Origin of the sequence: Qipengyuania citrea (genome assembly GCF_009828015.1) — a bacterium.
In the GTDB taxonomy this organism is placed as follows: Bacteria; Pseudomonadota; Alphaproteobacteria; order Sphingomonadales; family Sphingomonadaceae; genus Qipengyuania; species Qipengyuania citrea.
Window position 1 is genome coordinate 1,082,485 of the sequence record NZ_WTYG01000001.1, and the last position, 16,166, is coordinate 1,098,650.

Below are 16,166 nucleotides of genomic sequence, written 5' to 3' on the forward strand. Positions count from 1 at the left end.
TATAGCGCTGCGGGCGCATCGGGCAAAGTGCGGGTGCGCCCCAATTTGCCGCCGCCGGGCTGGACCCCGCCGCGCGGAACGGGTAGACGCGGTGCATCCCCGGGGAGCCATGAGGCTGAGAGGGCGGTTGAAGTCCGCCGACCCGTCGAACCTGAACCGACTAGCATCGGCGGAGGGAGTGGACCGGGCTGCATTATGGCTGGGCCCGAAGTCCGCGCTCCGCTTTCGAGGAGAGACTTCGCATGGCCGACATCAACAGCAAATTCGACATCGGGGTGACAACCGGCCCGATCCGCGGCAGCCGCAAGGTCCAGATCGGCGCGAAAAGCGGCAGCGGCGTGCGTGTCGCCATGCGCGAGATCGACCTCGAGGGCGGCGAGCCCAGCGTCCGCGTCTACGACACCTCCGGCCCCTATACCGACCCCGATGCCACGATCGACATCCGCGCCGGCCTCGAACAGAAACGCCGCGAATGGATCATGGCGCGCGGCGATGTCGAGGAATACACCGCGCGCGAGGTGAAGCCCGAGGATAACGGCCAGCTCGGCCCCGACCGGTCTGGCGGCGTCCCCGCCTTCCCCAATGTCGCGAAAAAGGTGCTGCGCGCCAAGCCCGGCATGAACGTCAGCCAGATGCACTACGCGAGGCAGGGCATCATCACGCCCGAGATGGAATATGTCGCCGAGCGCGAGAACCTGGGCCGCGAACAGGTGCGCCGCGAGCTCGACGGCAATTCATGGGGCGCCGAGATCCCCGAATATGTCACCCCCGAATTCGTGCGTGACGAGATCGCCCGCGGCCGCGCGATCATCCCCAACAACATCAACCACCCCGAAACCGAACCGATGGCGATCGGGCGCAACTTCCTCGTCAAGATCAATGCCAATATCGGCAACTCCGCCGTGGCATCGGATGTGGCCAGCGAGGTCGACAAGATGGTCTGGTCGATCCGCTGGGGCGCCGACACGGTCATGGACCTCTCCACGGGCCGCAACATCCACGACACGCGCGAATGGATCATCCGCAATTCGCCCGTCCCCATCGGCACCGTGCCGATCTACCAGGCGCTGGAAAAAGTCGGCGGCATTGCCGAGGACCTCACCTGGGAAATCTTCCGCGACACGCTGATCGAACAGGCCGAACAGGGCGTCGACTATTTCACCATCCACGCGGGCGTGCGGCTGCCCTATGTGCCGATGACCGCCAAGCGCGTCACCGGCATCGTCAGCCGCGGCGGCTCGATCATGGCGAAATGGTGCCTCGCGCATCACAAGGAGAGCTTCCTCTACGAGCGCTTCGACGAGATCACCGAGATCATGAAGGCCTATGACATCGCCTACAGCCTCGGCGACGGTCTGCGCCCCGGCAGCATCGCCGACGCCAATGACGAGGCGCAATTCGCCGAGCTCTACACGCTGGGCGAACTGACCAAGCGCGCCTGGGAACAGGACGTCCAGGTGATGATCGAGGGCCCCGGCCACGTGCCGATGCACAAGATCAAGGAGAACATGGACAAGCAGCTCGAGGCCTGCGGCGAAGCGCCCTTCTACACGCTCGGGCCGCTCGTTACCGATATCGCGCCCGGCTACGACCACATCACCAGCGGCATCGGCGCGGCGCAGATCGGCTGGTACGGCACCGCCATGCTCTGCTACGTCACGCCCAAGGAACACCTCGGCCTGCCCGACCGCGACGATGTGAAGGTGGGCGTGGTGACCTACAAGCTCGCCGCGCACGCCGCCGACCTTGCCAAGGGCCACCCCGCCGCCAAGGTCCGCGACGACGCGCTCTCCAAGGCGCGCTTCGACTTCCGCTGGCGCGACCAGTTCAACCTCAGCCTCGATCCCGACACCGCCGAGCAATACCACGACCAGACGCTCCCCGCGGAAGGCGCCAAGACCGCGCACTTCTGCTCGATGTGCGGCCCCAAGTTCTGCAGCATGAAGATCACGCAGGAAGTGCGGGAGTTTGCCGCGAAGCAGAACTCGGACAGCTACCTCGCGAGCGAGAACATCAAGCGCGAGACCTCAGCGGAAGAGGCCGAGGAAGCGCGCGCGGGGATGGAGAAGATGAGCGAGGTCTATCGCGAGAAGGGCGAGCAGCTCTACCTTCCCGAAGACGAAGTGGACGGGGTGGGCCCGGCGCAATAGGCTGCCGCACGAGCCGCCCCGCGGGGGCCACACAGAGGGGAGCGCCATGGCCGAAGTCGATACCGATGCGATATTGGACGACCGGCGCGAACGCCGCCGCCTGCCGCTGGTCGGGCTGCTCCTCTCGGCGCTCTATGTCGGCGGCGTGGCGCTCTACCTGTTCGTGCAGGGCCAGAACCCCGCCGAGCTCCGGCTCAACGAGCTGGGCGATTTCCTCGGCGGCGTGTCGAGCCCGCTCGCCTTCCTGTGGCTGGTGCTCGGCTTCTTCCAGCAAAGCCGCGAGATCCGCCTGAGCGGCAAGGCGCTCCAGCTGCAAGCCAGCGAAATGCGCCGCAGCGTCGACGAACACCGACGGCTTGCGGGCGGGGAACGCGCGGAGTGACGGTGGCGCGGGAAGTGTGCGAACGCGGGGCGAGGCCGAGTTCGGGTACCTACCTCGCGAGCGAGAACATCAAGCGCGAGACGAGCACCGCAAAGGTCGATGAAGCGCACCCCGACATGATAAAAATGAGCGACGCTTACATGGAAAGGGGCGAGCTGTTGTATTTGCGGGAGGGGTGAGATCGACTTTTGCCCGTACGAGCGCTTCCACTAGGGCGAACAAAAAAGGGCGGGTATCAACCCGCCCTTTTCCACAATCGCAAAAATTTAAGCTCGTTTTCGCTCGTGCTCATCAGTTGTACGAGCTGAAGTCCAACGCTGCTTAGGGTGAAATTCAACACCAAGAATCTGCGCCATGCGGGTGGTGGATTCGCTAACCTTTTTGTTGGCTTGTGTCGAAACAGTGGCGGTTTTTTCCACGGCGGTCTCCCCTGGGTTTACTTGCATTCCGATTAAAGCTTACGTGAGTCCAAAGCGCAATGACGCATCGCTAGTGGGGTTATCATGACGGGTGAGTTGAGGCTTTTGAGTCACCCTGAACTGGTTATCGGTTTAGCTGGTCCGATTGGTATCGATATTGAAGCGATGGCTGCCGAAGTGGACCGTGCGTTAGGTCAGGTCAATTACGTTTCACGAACCGTGAGGATCACGGAACTCATGCTTCGGTACAATGCACCCGGAGTTGAAGCGGCGGGTAGCGACTACTTCTCGAACATGAATTTCAAAATGGACCACGCTAATAAGCTTTGTGAGCTTGCTGGTACGCCTGACGCCCTAATGTGGCTTGCAATCGAAGGGATACGAGAAAGGCGACGAGAGCTTGTCGCCGAATTTGGAGTGGATTCAGAAATTCCTTCTGACGCAGGTTATATAATCCGGCAGCTGAAGCGGCCTGAAGAGGTTCAGTTTCTAAGGCGAATTTATGGCAAGAACTTTGTTCTGATTTCAGGGTACGGAAGCCAAGAGCATCGGTTGCAACGGGTTTCCGAAAAGGGGCGAGCTAGCCTGCCAATCGCGACTGAAGACCCGACCATTGCTGAGCGTTCACTAGCACTTCTCCTTCGTGACCAGAACGAAGGACGAGAAAAATACGTTCAGCATCTAAGGGATACCTTTCATTTGGCCGATGTCTTTGTAGATGGGATCAATCGCGATCAAATGAGACAAGGATTAGAGCGGTTTTTCCAAGCATTCTTCGGACGGGTCGATATTGGGCCAACTAAGGCAGAATACGGGATGTACGCAGCGAAAGCCGCCTCTCTTCGCTCCACTGATTTATCGCGTCAGGTTGGGTCGGCCATCTTTAGCGACGATGGAGAAATCATTTCTCAGGGTTGTAATGAGGTTCCAAGAGCGTTTGGTGGCACCTATTGGCATGGCGAGGAACCTGATTTTCGGGATGTACGTATCGGATATGATGCCAACGACATTCTAAAGAAAGATGTGATCAGGGACCTGTTGGAGAAATTAGACGGGGCAGAGCTATTAGTTAAACGGACGTCTGGAGACAATTTTTCAGACGAATTCGTTGACCAGCTCTTGGGCCGATCTGGAAAAGAGGAGCCTCATTTTGCCTGCTTGAAAGACTCGCAAATTAGTTCGCTAACCGAATACGGACGTGTTGTTCACGCAGAAATGGTTTCAATTTGCGACGCGGCTCGGTTGGGAAAGGCGGTCAAAGGGACCACCTTATATGTGACGACGTTTCCGTGTCATAACTGCACAAAACACGTTATCGGATCGGGCATCAAAAGAGTAATCTTCCTTGAGCCCTATCCAAAGAGCCGGGCCAAGCAGTTGCACTCAAATGAAATCGAAATCGAAAAAAGCAGTTCGGCGAAGGTCTCTTTCCTACCGTTCTTAGGCATTTCACCTTTTCGATATAGAGATATATTTGAAAAAGGCTCTCGTAAGCTATCTGGGCAAGCAAAGACGTGGTATGCCTTTGATGACCGACCCCGCCCCCTCGTGCCAGAATCCTTGCCGAACTATATCGGTCTCGAGGACATCGAACTTGATAAATCGTCTGGCGAATTTGAGGCCGCTCAATCGTAGCTACCGTCACCGTCCGAACCGTCGTCTCCGAGACTCACTAAGTCCGCCACGTAGATCAGCGGTGAAACCTCTACCTCTTCTAACCTCTACATCGCGCGGGTAGCTATGAGACTGCCGATGTCGCGGCGTCGAAGCGCTGGTGCCGCTAGGAAGGACTGCTTCCACACCGGCTTTTGATTTTCCTATTCCGCCGAATCTGCCAGCGACAGTGCGTACCCCGATCACCGCTGGCATATCGCCCCCAGACCGCCCATATGCGCGGGCATGGCCGATCTCTATCTCAAGAACCTCGAATCCGAACGCCGCCAGCTGTGGGCGACCTGCCGTCTCAAGGGGCTGGCCAAGGGCACGCCCGAGCGGCAGCGGATCGTCGCGATCGACGAGGCGATTGCCGCGCACAAGGCGAAGAAGGCCTAGCGCGCGCCGCTTTGCGGCAGCGCCGCGGCGGACCGGCGGGGGACAGGCTGCGCCCGCCGCCCGCCCGCATCCGCTAGCTGTTCTTCATGTTCTCCAGGCCCTTGATCGCGCCGGGCTTTTGCGACGGCTGCGAGGCGTTGGTCTTGACCTTTTCCTTCTTGGGCTTGCGGGCTTCGCGGTTCGATTTCTGTCCCTTGGACATGCGTGGTTCCAATCGGGGCGGAATGCCCCGGCCATGCTCCTACGCCTGCGCGCCGGACAAAGCGCGTTTATTCGCGCGGGCGGCCGCCGCGCGCTAGCGGCGCAGTTCGACCATCACCCGGTCGAGCGCCTGGAGGAAGTTGGAACGGTCGGCCTTGCTGAAGGGCGGGGGGCCGCCGTGGGCCCCGTCCATCCCGGCGCGCAGGTCTTCCATGATCGCGCGGGTGGCCACCGCGCTGCCGATGCTGGCGGCGTCGAAGGCGCGCCCGTCGTGCTTGAGCACGCGCGCGCCCGCCTTCAGGCAGCGCTCGGCGAGCAGGATGTCGGCGGTGATCACCACGCTGCGGGCGTCCGCATGTTCGGCGATCCAGTCGTCGGCGGCGTCGAACCCGTCGGACACGACCACGCGCTTGACCCGCGCGCTCACCGGTACGCGGAAGGGGCTGTTGCTGACCACGCGCACCTGCGCGCCGAAACGTTCGGCGACGCGGTAGATCTCCTCCTTCACCGGACAGGCGTCGGCATCGACGAGGATCGTGACGGGGGCGGCTGTGGGGCTGGGGCTGGGCATCGCGCCTGCCTAGCCATCGGTGCGCGCGTGAACCAGCCCCGCGATCGGCGGGTGGGTCAATAGGCCCAGCGCTCGGTGAGCATCTCCGCCTTGCCATCGGCCAGCTTGACCTCGGCGGCGGGTTCGCCCGGCTGGCCTTCGCGAAACAGCTCGTAGATCACCGCGCCGTCTTCCTGCACGCTCTCGATCACGCGCACGGGAGTGAACATGTCGGGCGCGGCTTCGGCCGCTGCGCGCGCGGGCGCGGGGACATCGGCCCAGGCGAGATCGCGCTGGATCTCGACCACGCGGAACACGCCGTCCTCGACCAGCATGTCGAGTTCGACCTCGCTGCCATCGGCGCGCGTGCCTTCGACGTCGTAGAATACCATGCCGTCGCGCTCCTTGCGCTCGGCCCCGGCAAAACGCATGCCCGGCACCGCCTCGAGCGCGGCGGCGCGGGCGCCCTCGGGGATATCGCCCGCGGCCAGTTCGGTAATCACCGCTTCAGGCCCATCGGCGAGGATCGCGCTGTCGCTGCCCGCGGCCTCCTCCGCTCCATCGGCGGGCGCGGGCGAGCAGGCGGCAAGGCTCGCGGCGAAGGCCAGCGCGGCGGTAGTCGGATACCAAAGAGCGATACGCATGATCCTGTCCCCAAACAGCGCCCCAAGCGGGCTATGACACCGGTTTACCTTTCGCGCGGCCGATTGGCAATTGCCCGCGCCCACGCGCCGCTTTCCTACAGCGGCGCGGCTATGGCCTAATGCGCGGCATGCAGCAGCCTCCACCACCGCAATCGCCCCACAGCGCTTCCGCGCGCCCCGACAACAGCCGCTGGACTGGCGACAAGGCGGCCGAGTTCATCAAGGTGCTGGCGAGCTGCGGGATGGTCGCCCGCGCGGCGCGCAGCGTCGGGATGAGCCGGCAGGCGGCCTACCGGCTGCGCGCGCGGGCGCCGCAATTCGCCTTCCTGTGGGACGAGGCGCTCAAGGTCGGGGCTGCGCGCAAGGCCGCCGCGCGGCGCGGGCGCGGGCCAGTGCATCCGCTGCTCTCGCGTGCGCCCTATCCGCCCGAAGACATGCGCGACGGACCGGGGCGCGACGGGTGAGGCGCGCGGTGCGGCAGGGTGACGCTGCTGGCGCTGCCAGGGTGACACCGGCGCGGAGGGCAGTGACACTTGCAACGGGCAGGGTGACGGTCCGCGCCGCAGGGTCACGCTGCGGCGCGCCATGGTTACGGATCGGGCGTTTTTGCGCTGGAGCGTGGTCCACCCGGTCCATGTCGCCGCGCAGGCCGGGCCGTATCGGGCGTGCGGCGGGGCCCTGCCGGTGGCTGCGCAATTCGCTGGACAAGCGCGCGCGGCACCCCATCTCGGAAGGAGAGAACCACACAAAGAGGAGCATGCCAATGCGGGTCCAGTTCAACTCCGACAGCAGCGTGATGGGCACCGAGAACGTCGCCGAACGCATCGAGGCCGCCGTGCGCGAAAAGCTGGCGCGGTTCGAGGAGCGGCTGACGCGGATCGAGATCCACGTGCGCGACGACAACGGTGCCAAGGGCGGGGCGGACGACAAGGCCTGCACGATCGAGGCGCGCCCGCGCGGCGGCCGGGCGATCGGCGTGACGGAGCATGCTGCCAAGGTCGACGATGCCGCGCGCAAGGCGGCGAACACGCTGGCGCAGCGGCTCGAACGGCATTTCGGCAAGGAAGCGCGGCACAGCCACGATCCGCGCCCCGACAAGGTAATGTGATGACCGCGCGCCGCTGCGGTTCAGCCGGGGAGCGAGCGTTCCTCGGTGCCGTGGCGGTGCACCAGCACGTCGAGCAGCGCGGGGCGATCGCGGCTTTCCCACGCGCGTTCATGGAAGAAGAACACCACCGCGTTCACCAGCGGCTCAACCAGCGCGATCCCGCCCGCGATCATCCACGAGCCGGTGAACAGATAGGCGACCGTGAACCCCACGATCAGGTGGAGCGCAAGGAAGCTGAAGGTCTTGGAGAGATCGCGTTTCATGCACTGACAGATACGCCTGTCCGCTGATCGAGTGAAGCGATGAAAAGCGGATAGTGTGATCGGTTTATGAGTGCATCGAAACGGGTCGCCTTCCGGAACCGTTCTGTTCGTCGCACCGCAGCGTCGCCCTGCCATGTTTTGGCCCGATTTCGAAACATCCGATCGGGCGCGGCGTTCGTATCTTGAAGCAGCAGTCGGAACCGCCGGCTGCCCAAGGCTTACGACTACCGACAAGGAAATGATCCTATGAACAAGCTCACCATCGCGCTCGCCTCCGCTGCATCGCTGGCCATCGTCGCCTGCGCCGAAGAGCCGGCCGAAAACGTCGCTTATGAAGACGCCGCCACTGCCGACCAGATGGCCAATGCCGAAGCCGAGACCGGCACGGTGGTCGAAGTCGCCCAGGGCGACGAAACCTTCTCGACGCTGGTCAGCGCCGTGACCGCAGCCGATCTGGGCGCCACGCTGTCGGGCGACGGTCCGTTCACCGTCTTCGCGCCGACCAACGATGCCTTCGCCAAGATCCCCGAAGCCACGCTGACCGAGCTGACGACCAACGACACCGAAACGCTGGGCAACATCCTCACCTACCACGTGGTTGCCGGCAATGTTGATGCCGCCACGCTGCTGCAGGCGATCGAAGGCGCCGGCGCGGACGGCTACAGTATCGAAACCGTCAATGGCGGCACGCTCACCGCGACCGTCGTCGACGGCAATGTCGTCCTGACCGACGCAGCGGGCGGCACCGCCACCGTGACCGCGACCGACGTCGCCGCGTCGAACGGTGTGATCCACGTCATCGATACCGTGCTGATGCCGCAGTAAGCGCATCCGCCCGACACTTGCGAAAGGCGGTCCCTCACGGGGCCGCCTTTTTCGTTTCACTTTCCTACACTCCCTTGCCGGGCCATGACTGCCAGATCGCCCCCGCCCCGATCGGTTTCTTGCCGCAAACATCTCGGCGCTTGTATCCATCGCCCGCCGCGCTAGCGTCTCCGCTAGGGTCGCCGGTGCGGCAGCTGCGCATGAACGCACATTGCGGTGGACCTCGGGCATGCACGCGGTCGCGGCCCGGGATTGAGGGGAAAATACTATGACCAGCATTCGCGCGCGTCTCGTCAATCTGGCCTTGCCGCTGCTTGGCGTAAAACGCTTCTTCGCGCAACGCGAGAAGCTGCCCGAACGGATCGCCAAGCTGCGGCAGGCCAAACCGGTCCGACCGCGCGCAAAATGGCACAAGCGCTTTGCCATCAGCGAATTCGCCACCCGCGGATATCCGGTGGTCACGATCACGCCCATCGGCGGCGCGCAGCCCGGCGCGCCGCACCTGCTCTACCTGCATGGCGGGGGCTATGTGATGGATATCGCCGCGGTGCACTGGGACGCGGTGATGGACCTGTGCGAGCGGCTGGGAGCATCTGCGACAGTGCCGATCTATCCGCTCGCTCCCGAACACACCGCCACCGAAGTGCTGGACAAGATGGAGGTACTGTACCGCGATCTGACGGAGCAATACGGCGCCGCGAACATCACAGTCATGGGCGACAGCGCGGGCGGCGGCATGGCGCTCGCGCTCGCGCAATTGCTCAAGGCGGCGGGCGAGCCCCTGCCCGGCAGCCTGGTGCTCTATTCGCCATGGCTCGACGCGAGTGCGACTGCCGAGGGGCAGCGCGCGATCGAAGAGCGCGACCGGATGCTGGCGGTTGCCGGGCTCGAGGCCTGCGGCGACATGTACCGCGGCGACCTGGCAATCGACGATCCCCGGGTCAGCCCGCTGTTCGGCGAATTCGAGGGGCTGCCTCCGATGGCGATCTTCTCGGGCACTTCGGACATCCTGCTGGTCGACGGCCGGCGCCTCGCGCAGAAGCTGGAACAACCGGGGATGCCCGACCATATCTATCGCGAATACGAAGACATGTTCCACGTGTGGATGCTGCTGCCGATCCCCGAAGCCCGCCGCGCGCGGGACGAAACGGTGGCTTTCATCCAGGCCCATAGGACAATTGCATGACGCTCCGCCCCTGCCTCGCCGGTCTTGCCTTCCTCCTGTTGCCCGCCTGCGGCGGCGCCGACAACGGTGCGCCGAGTGCGCTTGCAACCGGCGTCTTCGACGGCATTGCCGAAGGAGAGACGGTGCATTTCACCGGGACCGAACCCTTCTGGGGCGGCATGGCCGGCGGCGGCATCGCGAGCTATGCCACGCCGGAAGAGCCTGATGGACGCGAATTTCCCGTGACCCGCTTTGCCGGGAATAACGGGCTGGCGATCAGTGGTGACCTCGGCACCGCGGCGTTCGATCTCACGGTCACGCCGGGTGCGTGTTCGGACGGGATGAGCGACCGCACCTATCCCTTCACTGCCACGCTGCTGATCGGAAACGAACAGCGCCAGGGCTGCGCCTGGACCGACAGCGAGCCGTTCACCGGTCCCGAGAGGCCGTAGGGATGGCCTCTGTGCCTTCGCTGCCGCGCTGGCTGGGCCTTGCCGGACTGCTGCCGCAATTCGCCTGCGTCGGTGTGCTCTATGCCGGGCCGGCGGACTGGCGCTCACCGGCGCTGGCGATCGCCTTCGCCGATGCCGCGCTGATCCTCTCGTTTCTGGGCGGCATGTGGTGGGGGATTGCCGCCGCGGCGCCCGCGGCGCAGCGCCGCCGAACGCTTGGCTGGTTGTGGATTGCGGCGGTCACGCCCAGCCTGGTGGCGCTTGCGGCATTCCTGCCATGGGCGCTGGGCTGGCGCTGGCCGGAGCCGTCGCTGGTGATGCTTGGCGCAGCGCTACTCGCCAGTCTCGGTGTCGACATCCGGCTCGGTGCGCTGGCCCCGCGCTGGTGGATGCGATTACGCCTCCCGCTTTCGCTGGGGCTAGGATTGGCGACGCTGGCTGCCGCCTTTGCCTAGCGCGGCGCGACGCCCGCAGCTTCGAGTTCGGGCCGCAGCCGGCGGGTCAGCCACAGCCACCACATGCGAAAGTCCGCGCGCAGGCTCCACAGCGGATAGGTGAAGGTTGCCGGGCGGTTCTTCTCGTGCCCGAAATGCGCGATCCAGGCGAAGAAATAGCCCGGCAGCGGCAGGGCCAGCAGGAGCAGCAGCTCGCGCGTGGCCAGCGCGGTGACGCCCAGCAGCACGACCAGCGTGGTTCCGATGTAATGCAGCAGACGGGTCCCGCGGCGCGAATGCTCGCGCAGGTAGAACGGCCAGAATTCAGCGAAAGTGGCATAGCGGCGTTCGGTCATGGCCGCGCCGCTCCGCGGTTCTCGACGTGGCGGTGGCACCTCGGCGCACTGGCCATGCCATCCGGCGTGAACGGGTCGATAGGCGCAGCGATTGGGTGAGTGCAGGCCATGCGCGGCGCTCCGTCAAGAAATCCAGGCCCGCCCCGGGACCGGAAGCGTATCAATGGCGCGCATTCCGCAGCGGGGCAAGGGCCGGCAGCGCCCGTGTTCCGCGCCCGGCTATCTAGGCGAAAACGGTGCAAACTTCGGCGACCGGGATGGTGCAGCGCCCGCAGCTATGCCTTAAAGACAGGCCGAATACGCCCCACGGGCGCAAATCAGAGGAGTTTTCATGGCTAGCGGCGCTGCGCCCTGGGTTCAAAATGCGGTCGGCGGGTCACCCGTCGGGCAGACGCTCACGCTGGAGAAGGTCGCCGACGAGCGCGTGCTCGGGCGCGGCGGCTTCGCGCTGACCAGTGCGGCTTTCAGGCATGACGGCGAGCTCGACCCTTCGTTCACCGCGGTCGAGGAAGACGCGGTGGCCCCGCCGCTCGAATGGACCGCACCGCCCCCCGGCGCACAGGAACTGGTACTGGTCGTGGAAGATGCCGATCGCGGTCATGTCCACTGGACCGTATGGGGTCTTGCCGCCCAGAAGGGCAAGCTGATGGAAGGCGAGACGCCGCCGCGCACCGGCAAGAACGCCCAAGGCAATTCGGAATGGTTGCTGCCCGATCCGCCGGTCGGCGAGGAGCACCGCTATGTGTTCCAGCTGTTCGCGACCGATCTCCCGCTGACGCTGATGCCGGGAGCGACGCATGACGATCTCGTCCGCAATCTGGACGGACACGTGACCGCCGCCGCGGTCCTCACAGCCCGGTTCGAAGGCCATGTGGTCGAGGAACTGGATGTGGATGACCTCGACGACGTAGAATGAAGCATAGCCAAGGAAAGGAATAGTCATGGCTGGCAAGAACAACGCACTGCAGAAGCCGGTGAACCTGTCGCCGCAACTCGAGAACGTGGTCGGCAAGGGCCCGATGACGCGGGCGCAGGTCACCTCCAAGGTGTGGGATCACATCAAGGCGAACGACCTGCAGGATTCCAAGGATCGCCGCATGATCAACCCCGACGACAAGCTCGGCGCGGTGATCGGCAAGGAACAGATCTCCATGTTCAAGATGACGGGCGCCGTCTCGAAGCACATGAGCTAAGCGGTCACCGGCGGCGCAGCGGCCAGTCCGTTGTGCCGCCGGCCCACAGCGCCAGCCACACCAGCAGCGGCTGCGCGAACATCCTCGGCACGTGATAGCCGAGGCCGAGCCCGCCATCGCCGCGCGCCATATCGAGCGCGAAATGGTGGATATTGGCGGGGAACACGCAGACCGCATAGGCGGCCAGGCCGATCGCCCCCGCACGGCGCAGGCGCGGGGTCGCCCATTGCACCAGCGCCGCTGCCCCCAGCAGTTCGGCCACCCCGGTCCACAGCACCACCGCTTCGGGCGCGGGCACCCAAGACGGCATGATCGACAGGAACGGCTCCGGGCGCACGAGGTGCAGATACCCGGCCGCAGCGTAAAACGCCGCCAGCACCCAGCGCAGCACGCCGCGGATCATGCGCGCACCTTGCGCATTTCCGGAATGGCCGGCCGATCGAACCGCGCCGGCCTGGGCGCGTTGCTGGCGGTCGTCATGGTCGTGAATGGCCCCTTCCCATGGGGCTGCTCTTTGCTAGGACGGGCGGCAATACATCAAGGGGTTTTTCGTTCATGCGCCATTTCCTGCTCGCCGCTGCCGCTGTTGCTCTCGTAACTTCGGGACCCGTCCTCGCGCAGAGCCCGGCCGAACGGACCGCTGCTGCCGCGCTGGAGGCGGCGCCGGTATGGGACGGCCACAACGACGTGCCGATCCAGCTGCGCTCGCGCTTCGGCAATGTCATCGGGGACTTCGATTTCAGCGACACGCTCGATACGCAGACCAGCGAACGCAGCGCCATGCATTCGGACCTTGCCCGGTTGCGGCAGGGCATGGTGGGCGCGCAGTGGTGGTCGGTCTATGTCAGCCCCGGCCTGCCCGAAGCCGAGGCAGTGCAGGCCACTGTCGAACAGATCGACGTCACCAAGCGCCTGATCGCCCGCTATCCCGACGCACTGCAGCTCGCACTTACCGCCGACGATGTCGAACAGGCGATGGGCGCCGGGCGGATCGCCTCGCTCATGGGTATGGAAGGCGGCCATTCGATCGGCTCGAGCCTCGCTGTTCTGCGGCAGATGTACGCCATGGGCGCGCGCTACATGACGTTGACCCATGGCAAGACGCTGAGCTGGGCCGACAGCGCCACTGATGCGCCGCAGCATGGCGGGCTCAACGCCTTCGGCATGGATGTGGTGCGCGAAATGAACCGCATCGGAATGCTGGTCGACCTCAGCCACGTCAGCGAGGAAGCGATGATGGACGCGCTCGATGTCGCGCAGGCGCCGGTCATCTTCAGCCATTCGGGCGCCCGGGCGATCACCGGTCACCTGCGCAATGTGCCCGACAGCGTGCTGGCCCGCCTTCCCGAGAACGGCGGGATCGTGATGGCGGTGGCGCTGCCGTGGTTCATCACCGAGGACCTGCGCCAGCATTCGGCCTTGCGTGCAGCGGAAGAAGCGCGGCTTGAGGCGCTCTATCCCGGACTGCCCGACACGGTCGAGGCGCAGCTGGCGAAATGGGATGCCGAGAACCGCGAGCCGGTGTCGACGATTTCCGATCTGGCCGATCATATCGACCATATTCGCGACGTGGCGGGGATCGACCATATCGGGATCGGCGGCGACTACGACGGCATGCCAACCGGCCCGATCGGGATGGAGGACGTGACCGGCTATCCCGCACTGTTCGCCGAACTGGCGCAGCGCGGCTATTCGCAGGAAGATCTGGAGAAGATCGCTTCGCGTAACATGATGCGCGTCATGCGCGAGGCCGAAGCCTATGCTGCCAGCGTGACGGACATGGCGCCGCTCGAATACCGCGCCGGAGAACCGCGCGACGCGGCCGACTGACAGGCTGGCATAACTAGAGCCTGGCGAGCGTCAGCTCGTCACGCTTGCCATCGAAGAACCGGTCTAGCGCAGCACGGAAGACGTGCGCGTCCTCGCCCGATCCGGCGGCTTCGAACAATGTCATCGAGCTGCGGAGCTTGAGCGTATCAACCGGGCCAAGGATCTCCGCGGCGGACATGGCCGCTGCGTGGCCGAGCATGGCCTGGCTTGCCTCCAGCAGCCGGTGGCCGAGCACAGGGTGCGCAAAATAGGCAGCGGCTTCGTCGGCGTTTGCCAGCGCGAAGGCGCGTGCCATCTCGCTTGAGCCGAGACCGACAATCTGCGGGAAGACGAACCACATCCAGTGACCCGTCTTCGTGCCGCGGCGCAGTTCATCGAGCGCGCGTTCCCAAACGCCGCCGTCTTGAGCGTTCAGGAAATGGCCGAACCGGTCACGGTCAATCGTCGTCGTCGACATGCTCGGGCAAGCCGTCGAGATCGGTGGATGCGTAATCCTCGAGCTCGTCCTCGCTCATCGAATCGTACATCTGTTTCGACGCGCCCTGCAGTTCGGACACCTTGGTGTCGCCCCGCTTGGCAGAAAGCGCCGCTCCGGCGGCACGTTGTTGGGCTTTGGATTGTGCAGGCATCAGTCTTGCGCCGACAGTTCGGAACCGCGTTTCAGCACTTCGTCGCCGTCGTCCTGTTTGATGAGATAGGCGGGGTTGTCCTCGTCGCCGTCCTTGGTGACTTCGGTTCCTTGCAGGGTACGGGTGACCTCGCGTTCGAAACGCTCCTTCACCTGACCCTTGCCCTTGCCGTTACCCCAGTTCCATTCGACATACTGGTCGGTCTGGTAGCTGTTCGGATTGCTCATGCGAACTCTCCCTGGCGTGCGATCAATTCTCGACGACTTCGAGCCCGTCTTCGGTGGTGACCTGGTCGCCGGGGGTAGCCACCTGATCGTCGCCAAGATCGGTCACGATGCTGTCGGTGTCGTCACCTTCACCTTCCATCGACGAGATCTGGCCGCTGACGGTGCCCTCTTCCTCGACATCGCCGGTCGACAGGGCAGGCACGATCCACGTGACCGACAGCAACAAGATTGCCAGCAGCAATCCGCCCGCCAGTACCCAGCGCACCACGCCCTCTTTCGAACCGCCACTTGCTTCGGTGTCGGTGACGTGAACTTCTTCGCCTTGCTTGTGCATCGAGCTTTACTCCCTGAAAAATTACGCGATCCCGCGTGTATCTGGGAGATTTACGCTTTGTCGGGGCGAATGTTCCGGCGGCTCAGTCGCGCAGCAGTTCGTTGATTCCGGTTTTTTCGCGGGTCTGCGCGTCCACCGTCTTGACGATGACGGCGCAGGCGAGGCCGGGGCCGGCGTCCTTGTCGGGCATGGTACCGGGTACGACGACCGAATAGGGCGGGATGTGGCCGCGGATGACCTCTCCGGTGTCGCGGTAGACGATCTTGGTCGACTGGGTGATGAAGACCCCCATCGCCACGACGCTGCCTTCGCCGACGATCACGCCTTCGACGATTTCGCTGCGCGCGCCGATGAAGCAATTGTCGCCGATGATCGTCGGGTTGGCCTGCATCGGTTCGAGCACGCCGCCAATGCCTGCGCCGGCGGAGATATGGCAGTTCTCACCGATCTGCGCGCAGCTGCCGATGCTGGCCCAGGTATCGACCATCGTGCCTTTGCCGACATAGGCGCCGATGTTGACGAAACTCGGCATCAGCACGCAGCCGGGCGCGATATAAGCGCCTTCGCGGGCGACCGCGCCGGGCACCACGCGAAAGCCTGCTGCGCGGAAAGCCGCATCGTCCCAGCCGGCAAACTTGCTCGGCACCTTGTCGAACGCCGGATGGCCGGCGCTGCCGCCATCCATCACGCGGTTGTCGTTGAGCCGGAAGCTCAGCAGCACCGCCTTCTTGAGCCACTGGTTGACCGTCCAGCCGCCCTTGCCGTCGGGCTCGGCCACGCGGCCCTCACCGCTGTCGAGCATGCCCAGCGCCGCTTCGACCGCCTCGCGCACATCCGCGCTCTGCGGCGTGACATTGGCGCGGTCTTCCCACGCGGCGGTGATGCGGCTTTCGAGGTCGGCGCTCATGCTGGTCTCCGTTTGATGTTACGGAGCGCTCGTTAGCAGTCCCGC

The 16,166-nt window shown here is 64.5% G+C and carries 25 protein-coding genes and 1 riboswitch; of the genes, 13 read left to right on the forward strand and 12 right to left on the reverse strand.

The features are described from left to right. Positions 1–90: 90 nt before the first annotated feature. Positions 91–196, forward strand: a riboswitch (TPP riboswitch). A 46-nt stretch (positions 197–242) separates the two neighbouring features. Further along, positions 243–2,150, forward strand: coding sequence for a phosphomethylpyrimidine synthase ThiC (thiC, locus tag GRI55_RS05120; RefSeq protein WP_160766386.1), 1,908 nt, complete (start codon positions 243–245; stop codon positions 2,148–2,150). Between the two features lie 46 nt (positions 2,151–2,196). Continuing rightward, positions 2,197–2,532, forward strand: a complete 336-nt coding sequence (locus GRI55_RS05125; RefSeq protein WP_160766387.1) for a hypothetical protein — start codon at positions 2,197–2,199, stop codon at positions 2,530–2,532. Between the two features lie 266 nt (positions 2,533–2,798). On the opposite strand, the gene GRI55_RS05130 is transcribed toward GRI55_RS05125, so the two are convergent. Then, positions 2,799–2,951: a hypothetical protein gene (locus GRI55_RS05130; RefSeq protein WP_160766388.1), complete on the reverse strand. Its 153-nt coding sequence runs from the start codon at positions 2,949–2,951 to the stop codon at positions 2,799–2,801. 84 nt (positions 2,952–3,035) lie between these two features. Between GRI55_RS05130 and GRI55_RS05135 the strand changes: the two genes are divergently transcribed. Together GRI55_RS05135 and GRI55_RS14855 are read left to right on the forward strand one after the other, a co-directional pair. Further along, on the forward strand, positions 3,036–4,586 hold the full coding sequence (locus tag GRI55_RS05135; protein ID WP_160766389.1) for an anti-phage dCTP deaminase: 1,551 nt from the start codon (positions 3,036–3,038) through the stop codon (positions 4,584–4,586). Between the two features lie 264 nt (positions 4,587–4,850). After that, positions 4,851–5,003 (forward strand): hypothetical protein, encoded by a 153-nt coding sequence (locus GRI55_RS14855; RefSeq protein ID WP_197458160.1) that lies wholly within the window; start codon positions 4,851–4,853, stop codon positions 5,001–5,003. A 73-nt stretch (positions 5,004–5,076) separates the two neighbouring features. On the opposite strand, the gene GRI55_RS15150 is transcribed toward GRI55_RS14855, so the two are convergent. From GRI55_RS15150 to GRI55_RS05145, 3 genes are all read right to left on the reverse strand, one after another. Beyond that, positions 5,077–5,205 (reverse strand): hypothetical protein, encoded by a 129-nt coding sequence (locus GRI55_RS15150; protein ID WP_265597033.1) that lies wholly within the window; start codon positions 5,203–5,205, stop codon positions 5,077–5,079. Positions 5,206–5,298: 93 nt separating this feature from the next. Beyond that, positions 5,299–5,775 (reverse strand): YaiI/YqxD family protein, encoded by a 477-nt coding sequence (locus tag GRI55_RS05140; protein ID WP_160766390.1) that lies wholly within the window; start codon positions 5,773–5,775, stop codon positions 5,299–5,301. A gap of 56 nt (positions 5,776–5,831) precedes the next feature. Beyond that, a complete protein-coding gene (locus GRI55_RS05145; protein ID WP_160766391.1) occupies positions 5,832–6,398 on the reverse strand; it encodes a PepSY domain-containing protein in 567 nt (188 codons plus the stop codon). A gap of 128 nt (positions 6,399–6,526) precedes the next feature. Between GRI55_RS05145 and GRI55_RS05150 the strand changes: the two genes are divergently transcribed. Beyond that, entirely contained in the window at positions 6,527–6,862 is a 336-nt protein-coding gene (locus GRI55_RS05150; RefSeq protein WP_160766392.1) for a LysR family transcriptional regulator, read from the forward strand. A 299-nt stretch (positions 6,863–7,161) separates the two neighbouring features. Then, positions 7,162–7,506 (forward strand): HPF/RaiA family ribosome-associated protein, encoded by a 345-nt coding sequence (locus tag GRI55_RS05155; RefSeq protein ID WP_160766393.1) that lies wholly within the window; start codon positions 7,162–7,164, stop codon positions 7,504–7,506. Positions 7,507–7,526: 20 nt separating this feature from the next. Here the strand turns inward: GRI55_RS05155 and GRI55_RS05160 are convergent, their stop codons facing one another. Next, positions 7,527–7,769, reverse strand: coding sequence for a DUF2061 domain-containing protein (locus tag GRI55_RS05160; RefSeq protein WP_050599610.1), 243 nt, complete (start codon positions 7,767–7,769; stop codon positions 7,527–7,529). 246 nt (positions 7,770–8,015) lie between these two features. On the opposite strand from GRI55_RS05160, the gene GRI55_RS05165 reads away from it, so the two are divergent. The 4 genes from GRI55_RS05165 to GRI55_RS05180 all read left to right on the forward strand — a co-directional run bounded on the left by GRI55_RS05165 (position 8,016) and on the right by GRI55_RS05180 (position 10,666). Continuing rightward, positions 8,016–8,594 carry a fasciclin domain-containing protein gene (locus GRI55_RS05165; protein ID WP_050599611.1) on the forward strand — a complete coding sequence of 193 codons (579 nt, stop codon included), beginning with the start codon at positions 8,016–8,018 and terminating at the stop codon, positions 8,592–8,594. Between the two features lie 268 nt (positions 8,595–8,862). Further along, complete coding sequence (locus GRI55_RS05170) at positions 8,863–9,780, forward strand: alpha/beta hydrolase fold domain-containing protein (RefSeq protein WP_160766394.1); 918 nt, start codon at positions 8,863–8,865, stop codon at positions 9,778–9,780. Then, positions 9,777–10,211: a COG3650 family protein gene (locus GRI55_RS05175; RefSeq protein ID WP_160766395.1), complete on the forward strand. Its 435-nt coding sequence runs from the start codon at positions 9,777–9,779 to the stop codon at positions 10,209–10,211. Before GRI55_RS05170 ends, GRI55_RS05175 begins: the two co-directional genes overlap by 4 nt. 2 nt (positions 10,212–10,213) lie before the next feature. Beyond that, positions 10,214–10,666 (forward strand): DUF3429 domain-containing protein, encoded by a 453-nt coding sequence (locus GRI55_RS05180; protein WP_160766396.1) that lies wholly within the window; start codon positions 10,214–10,216, stop codon positions 10,664–10,666. Here the strand turns inward: GRI55_RS05180 and GRI55_RS05185 are convergent. Then, complete coding sequence (locus GRI55_RS05185) at positions 10,663–11,001, reverse strand: Mpo1-like protein (RefSeq protein WP_050599615.1); 339 nt, start codon at positions 10,999–11,001, stop codon at positions 10,663–10,665. The two genes, GRI55_RS05180 and GRI55_RS05185, sit on opposite strands and share 4 nt — an antisense overlap. 331 nt (positions 11,002–11,332) lie before the next feature. Between GRI55_RS05185 and GRI55_RS05190 the strand changes: the two genes are divergently transcribed. Further along, entirely contained in the window at positions 11,333–11,917 is a 585-nt protein-coding gene (locus GRI55_RS05190) for a YbhB/YbcL family Raf kinase inhibitor-like protein (RefSeq protein ID WP_050599616.1), read from the forward strand. A 25-nt stretch (positions 11,918–11,942) separates the two neighbouring features. Next, the gene (locus GRI55_RS05195; protein ID WP_050599617.1) at positions 11,943–12,194 is read left to right on the forward strand and encodes an SWIB/MDM2 domain-containing protein; all 252 of its coding nucleotides are present in this window, start codon (positions 11,943–11,945) and stop codon (positions 12,192–12,194) included. Between the two features lie 4 nt (positions 12,195–12,198). On the opposite strand, the gene GRI55_RS05200 is transcribed toward GRI55_RS05195, so the two are convergent. Then, entirely contained in the window at positions 12,199–12,597 is a 399-nt protein-coding gene (locus GRI55_RS05200) for a DoxX family protein (protein WP_160766397.1), read from the reverse strand. A 152-nt stretch (positions 12,598–12,749) separates the two neighbouring features. On the opposite strand from GRI55_RS05200, the gene GRI55_RS05205 reads away from it, so the two are divergent. Then, positions 12,750–14,024: a dipeptidase gene (locus GRI55_RS05205; protein ID WP_160766398.1), complete on the forward strand. Its 1,275-nt coding sequence runs from the start codon at positions 12,750–12,752 to the stop codon at positions 14,022–14,024. 13 nt (positions 14,025–14,037) lie between these two features. Here GRI55_RS05205 and GRI55_RS05210 read toward each other — a convergent pair whose 3' ends face one another. The 5 genes from GRI55_RS05210 to dapD form a co-directional block, all read right to left on the reverse strand. After that, positions 14,038–14,481, reverse strand: coding sequence for a DUF1810 domain-containing protein (locus GRI55_RS05210; RefSeq protein WP_160766399.1), 444 nt, complete (start codon positions 14,479–14,481; stop codon positions 14,038–14,040). Beyond that, a complete protein-coding gene (locus tag GRI55_RS05215) occupies positions 14,462–14,653 on the reverse strand; it encodes a DUF3008 family protein (RefSeq protein WP_050599621.1) in 192 nt (63 codons plus the stop codon). Before GRI55_RS05215 ends, GRI55_RS05210 begins: the two co-directional genes overlap by 20 nt. Continuing rightward, positions 14,653–14,880, reverse strand: a complete 228-nt coding sequence (locus GRI55_RS05220; protein ID WP_050599622.1) for a hypervirulence associated TUDOR domain-containing protein — start codon at positions 14,878–14,880, stop codon at positions 14,653–14,655. The genes GRI55_RS05215 and GRI55_RS05220 overlap by 1 nt, the downstream gene beginning before the upstream one ends. A gap of 22 nt (positions 14,881–14,902) precedes the next feature. Beyond that, positions 14,903–15,214 (reverse strand): hypothetical protein, encoded by a 312-nt coding sequence (locus GRI55_RS05225; protein WP_050599623.1) that lies wholly within the window; start codon positions 15,212–15,214, stop codon positions 14,903–14,905. A gap of 82 nt (positions 15,215–15,296) precedes the next feature. Continuing rightward, positions 15,297–16,121, reverse strand: coding sequence for a 2,3,4,5-tetrahydropyridine-2,6-dicarboxylate N-succinyltransferase (gene dapD / locus GRI55_RS05230; protein WP_160766400.1), 825 nt, complete (start codon positions 16,119–16,121; stop codon positions 15,297–15,299). Positions 16,122–16,166: the final 45 nt, after the last annotated feature.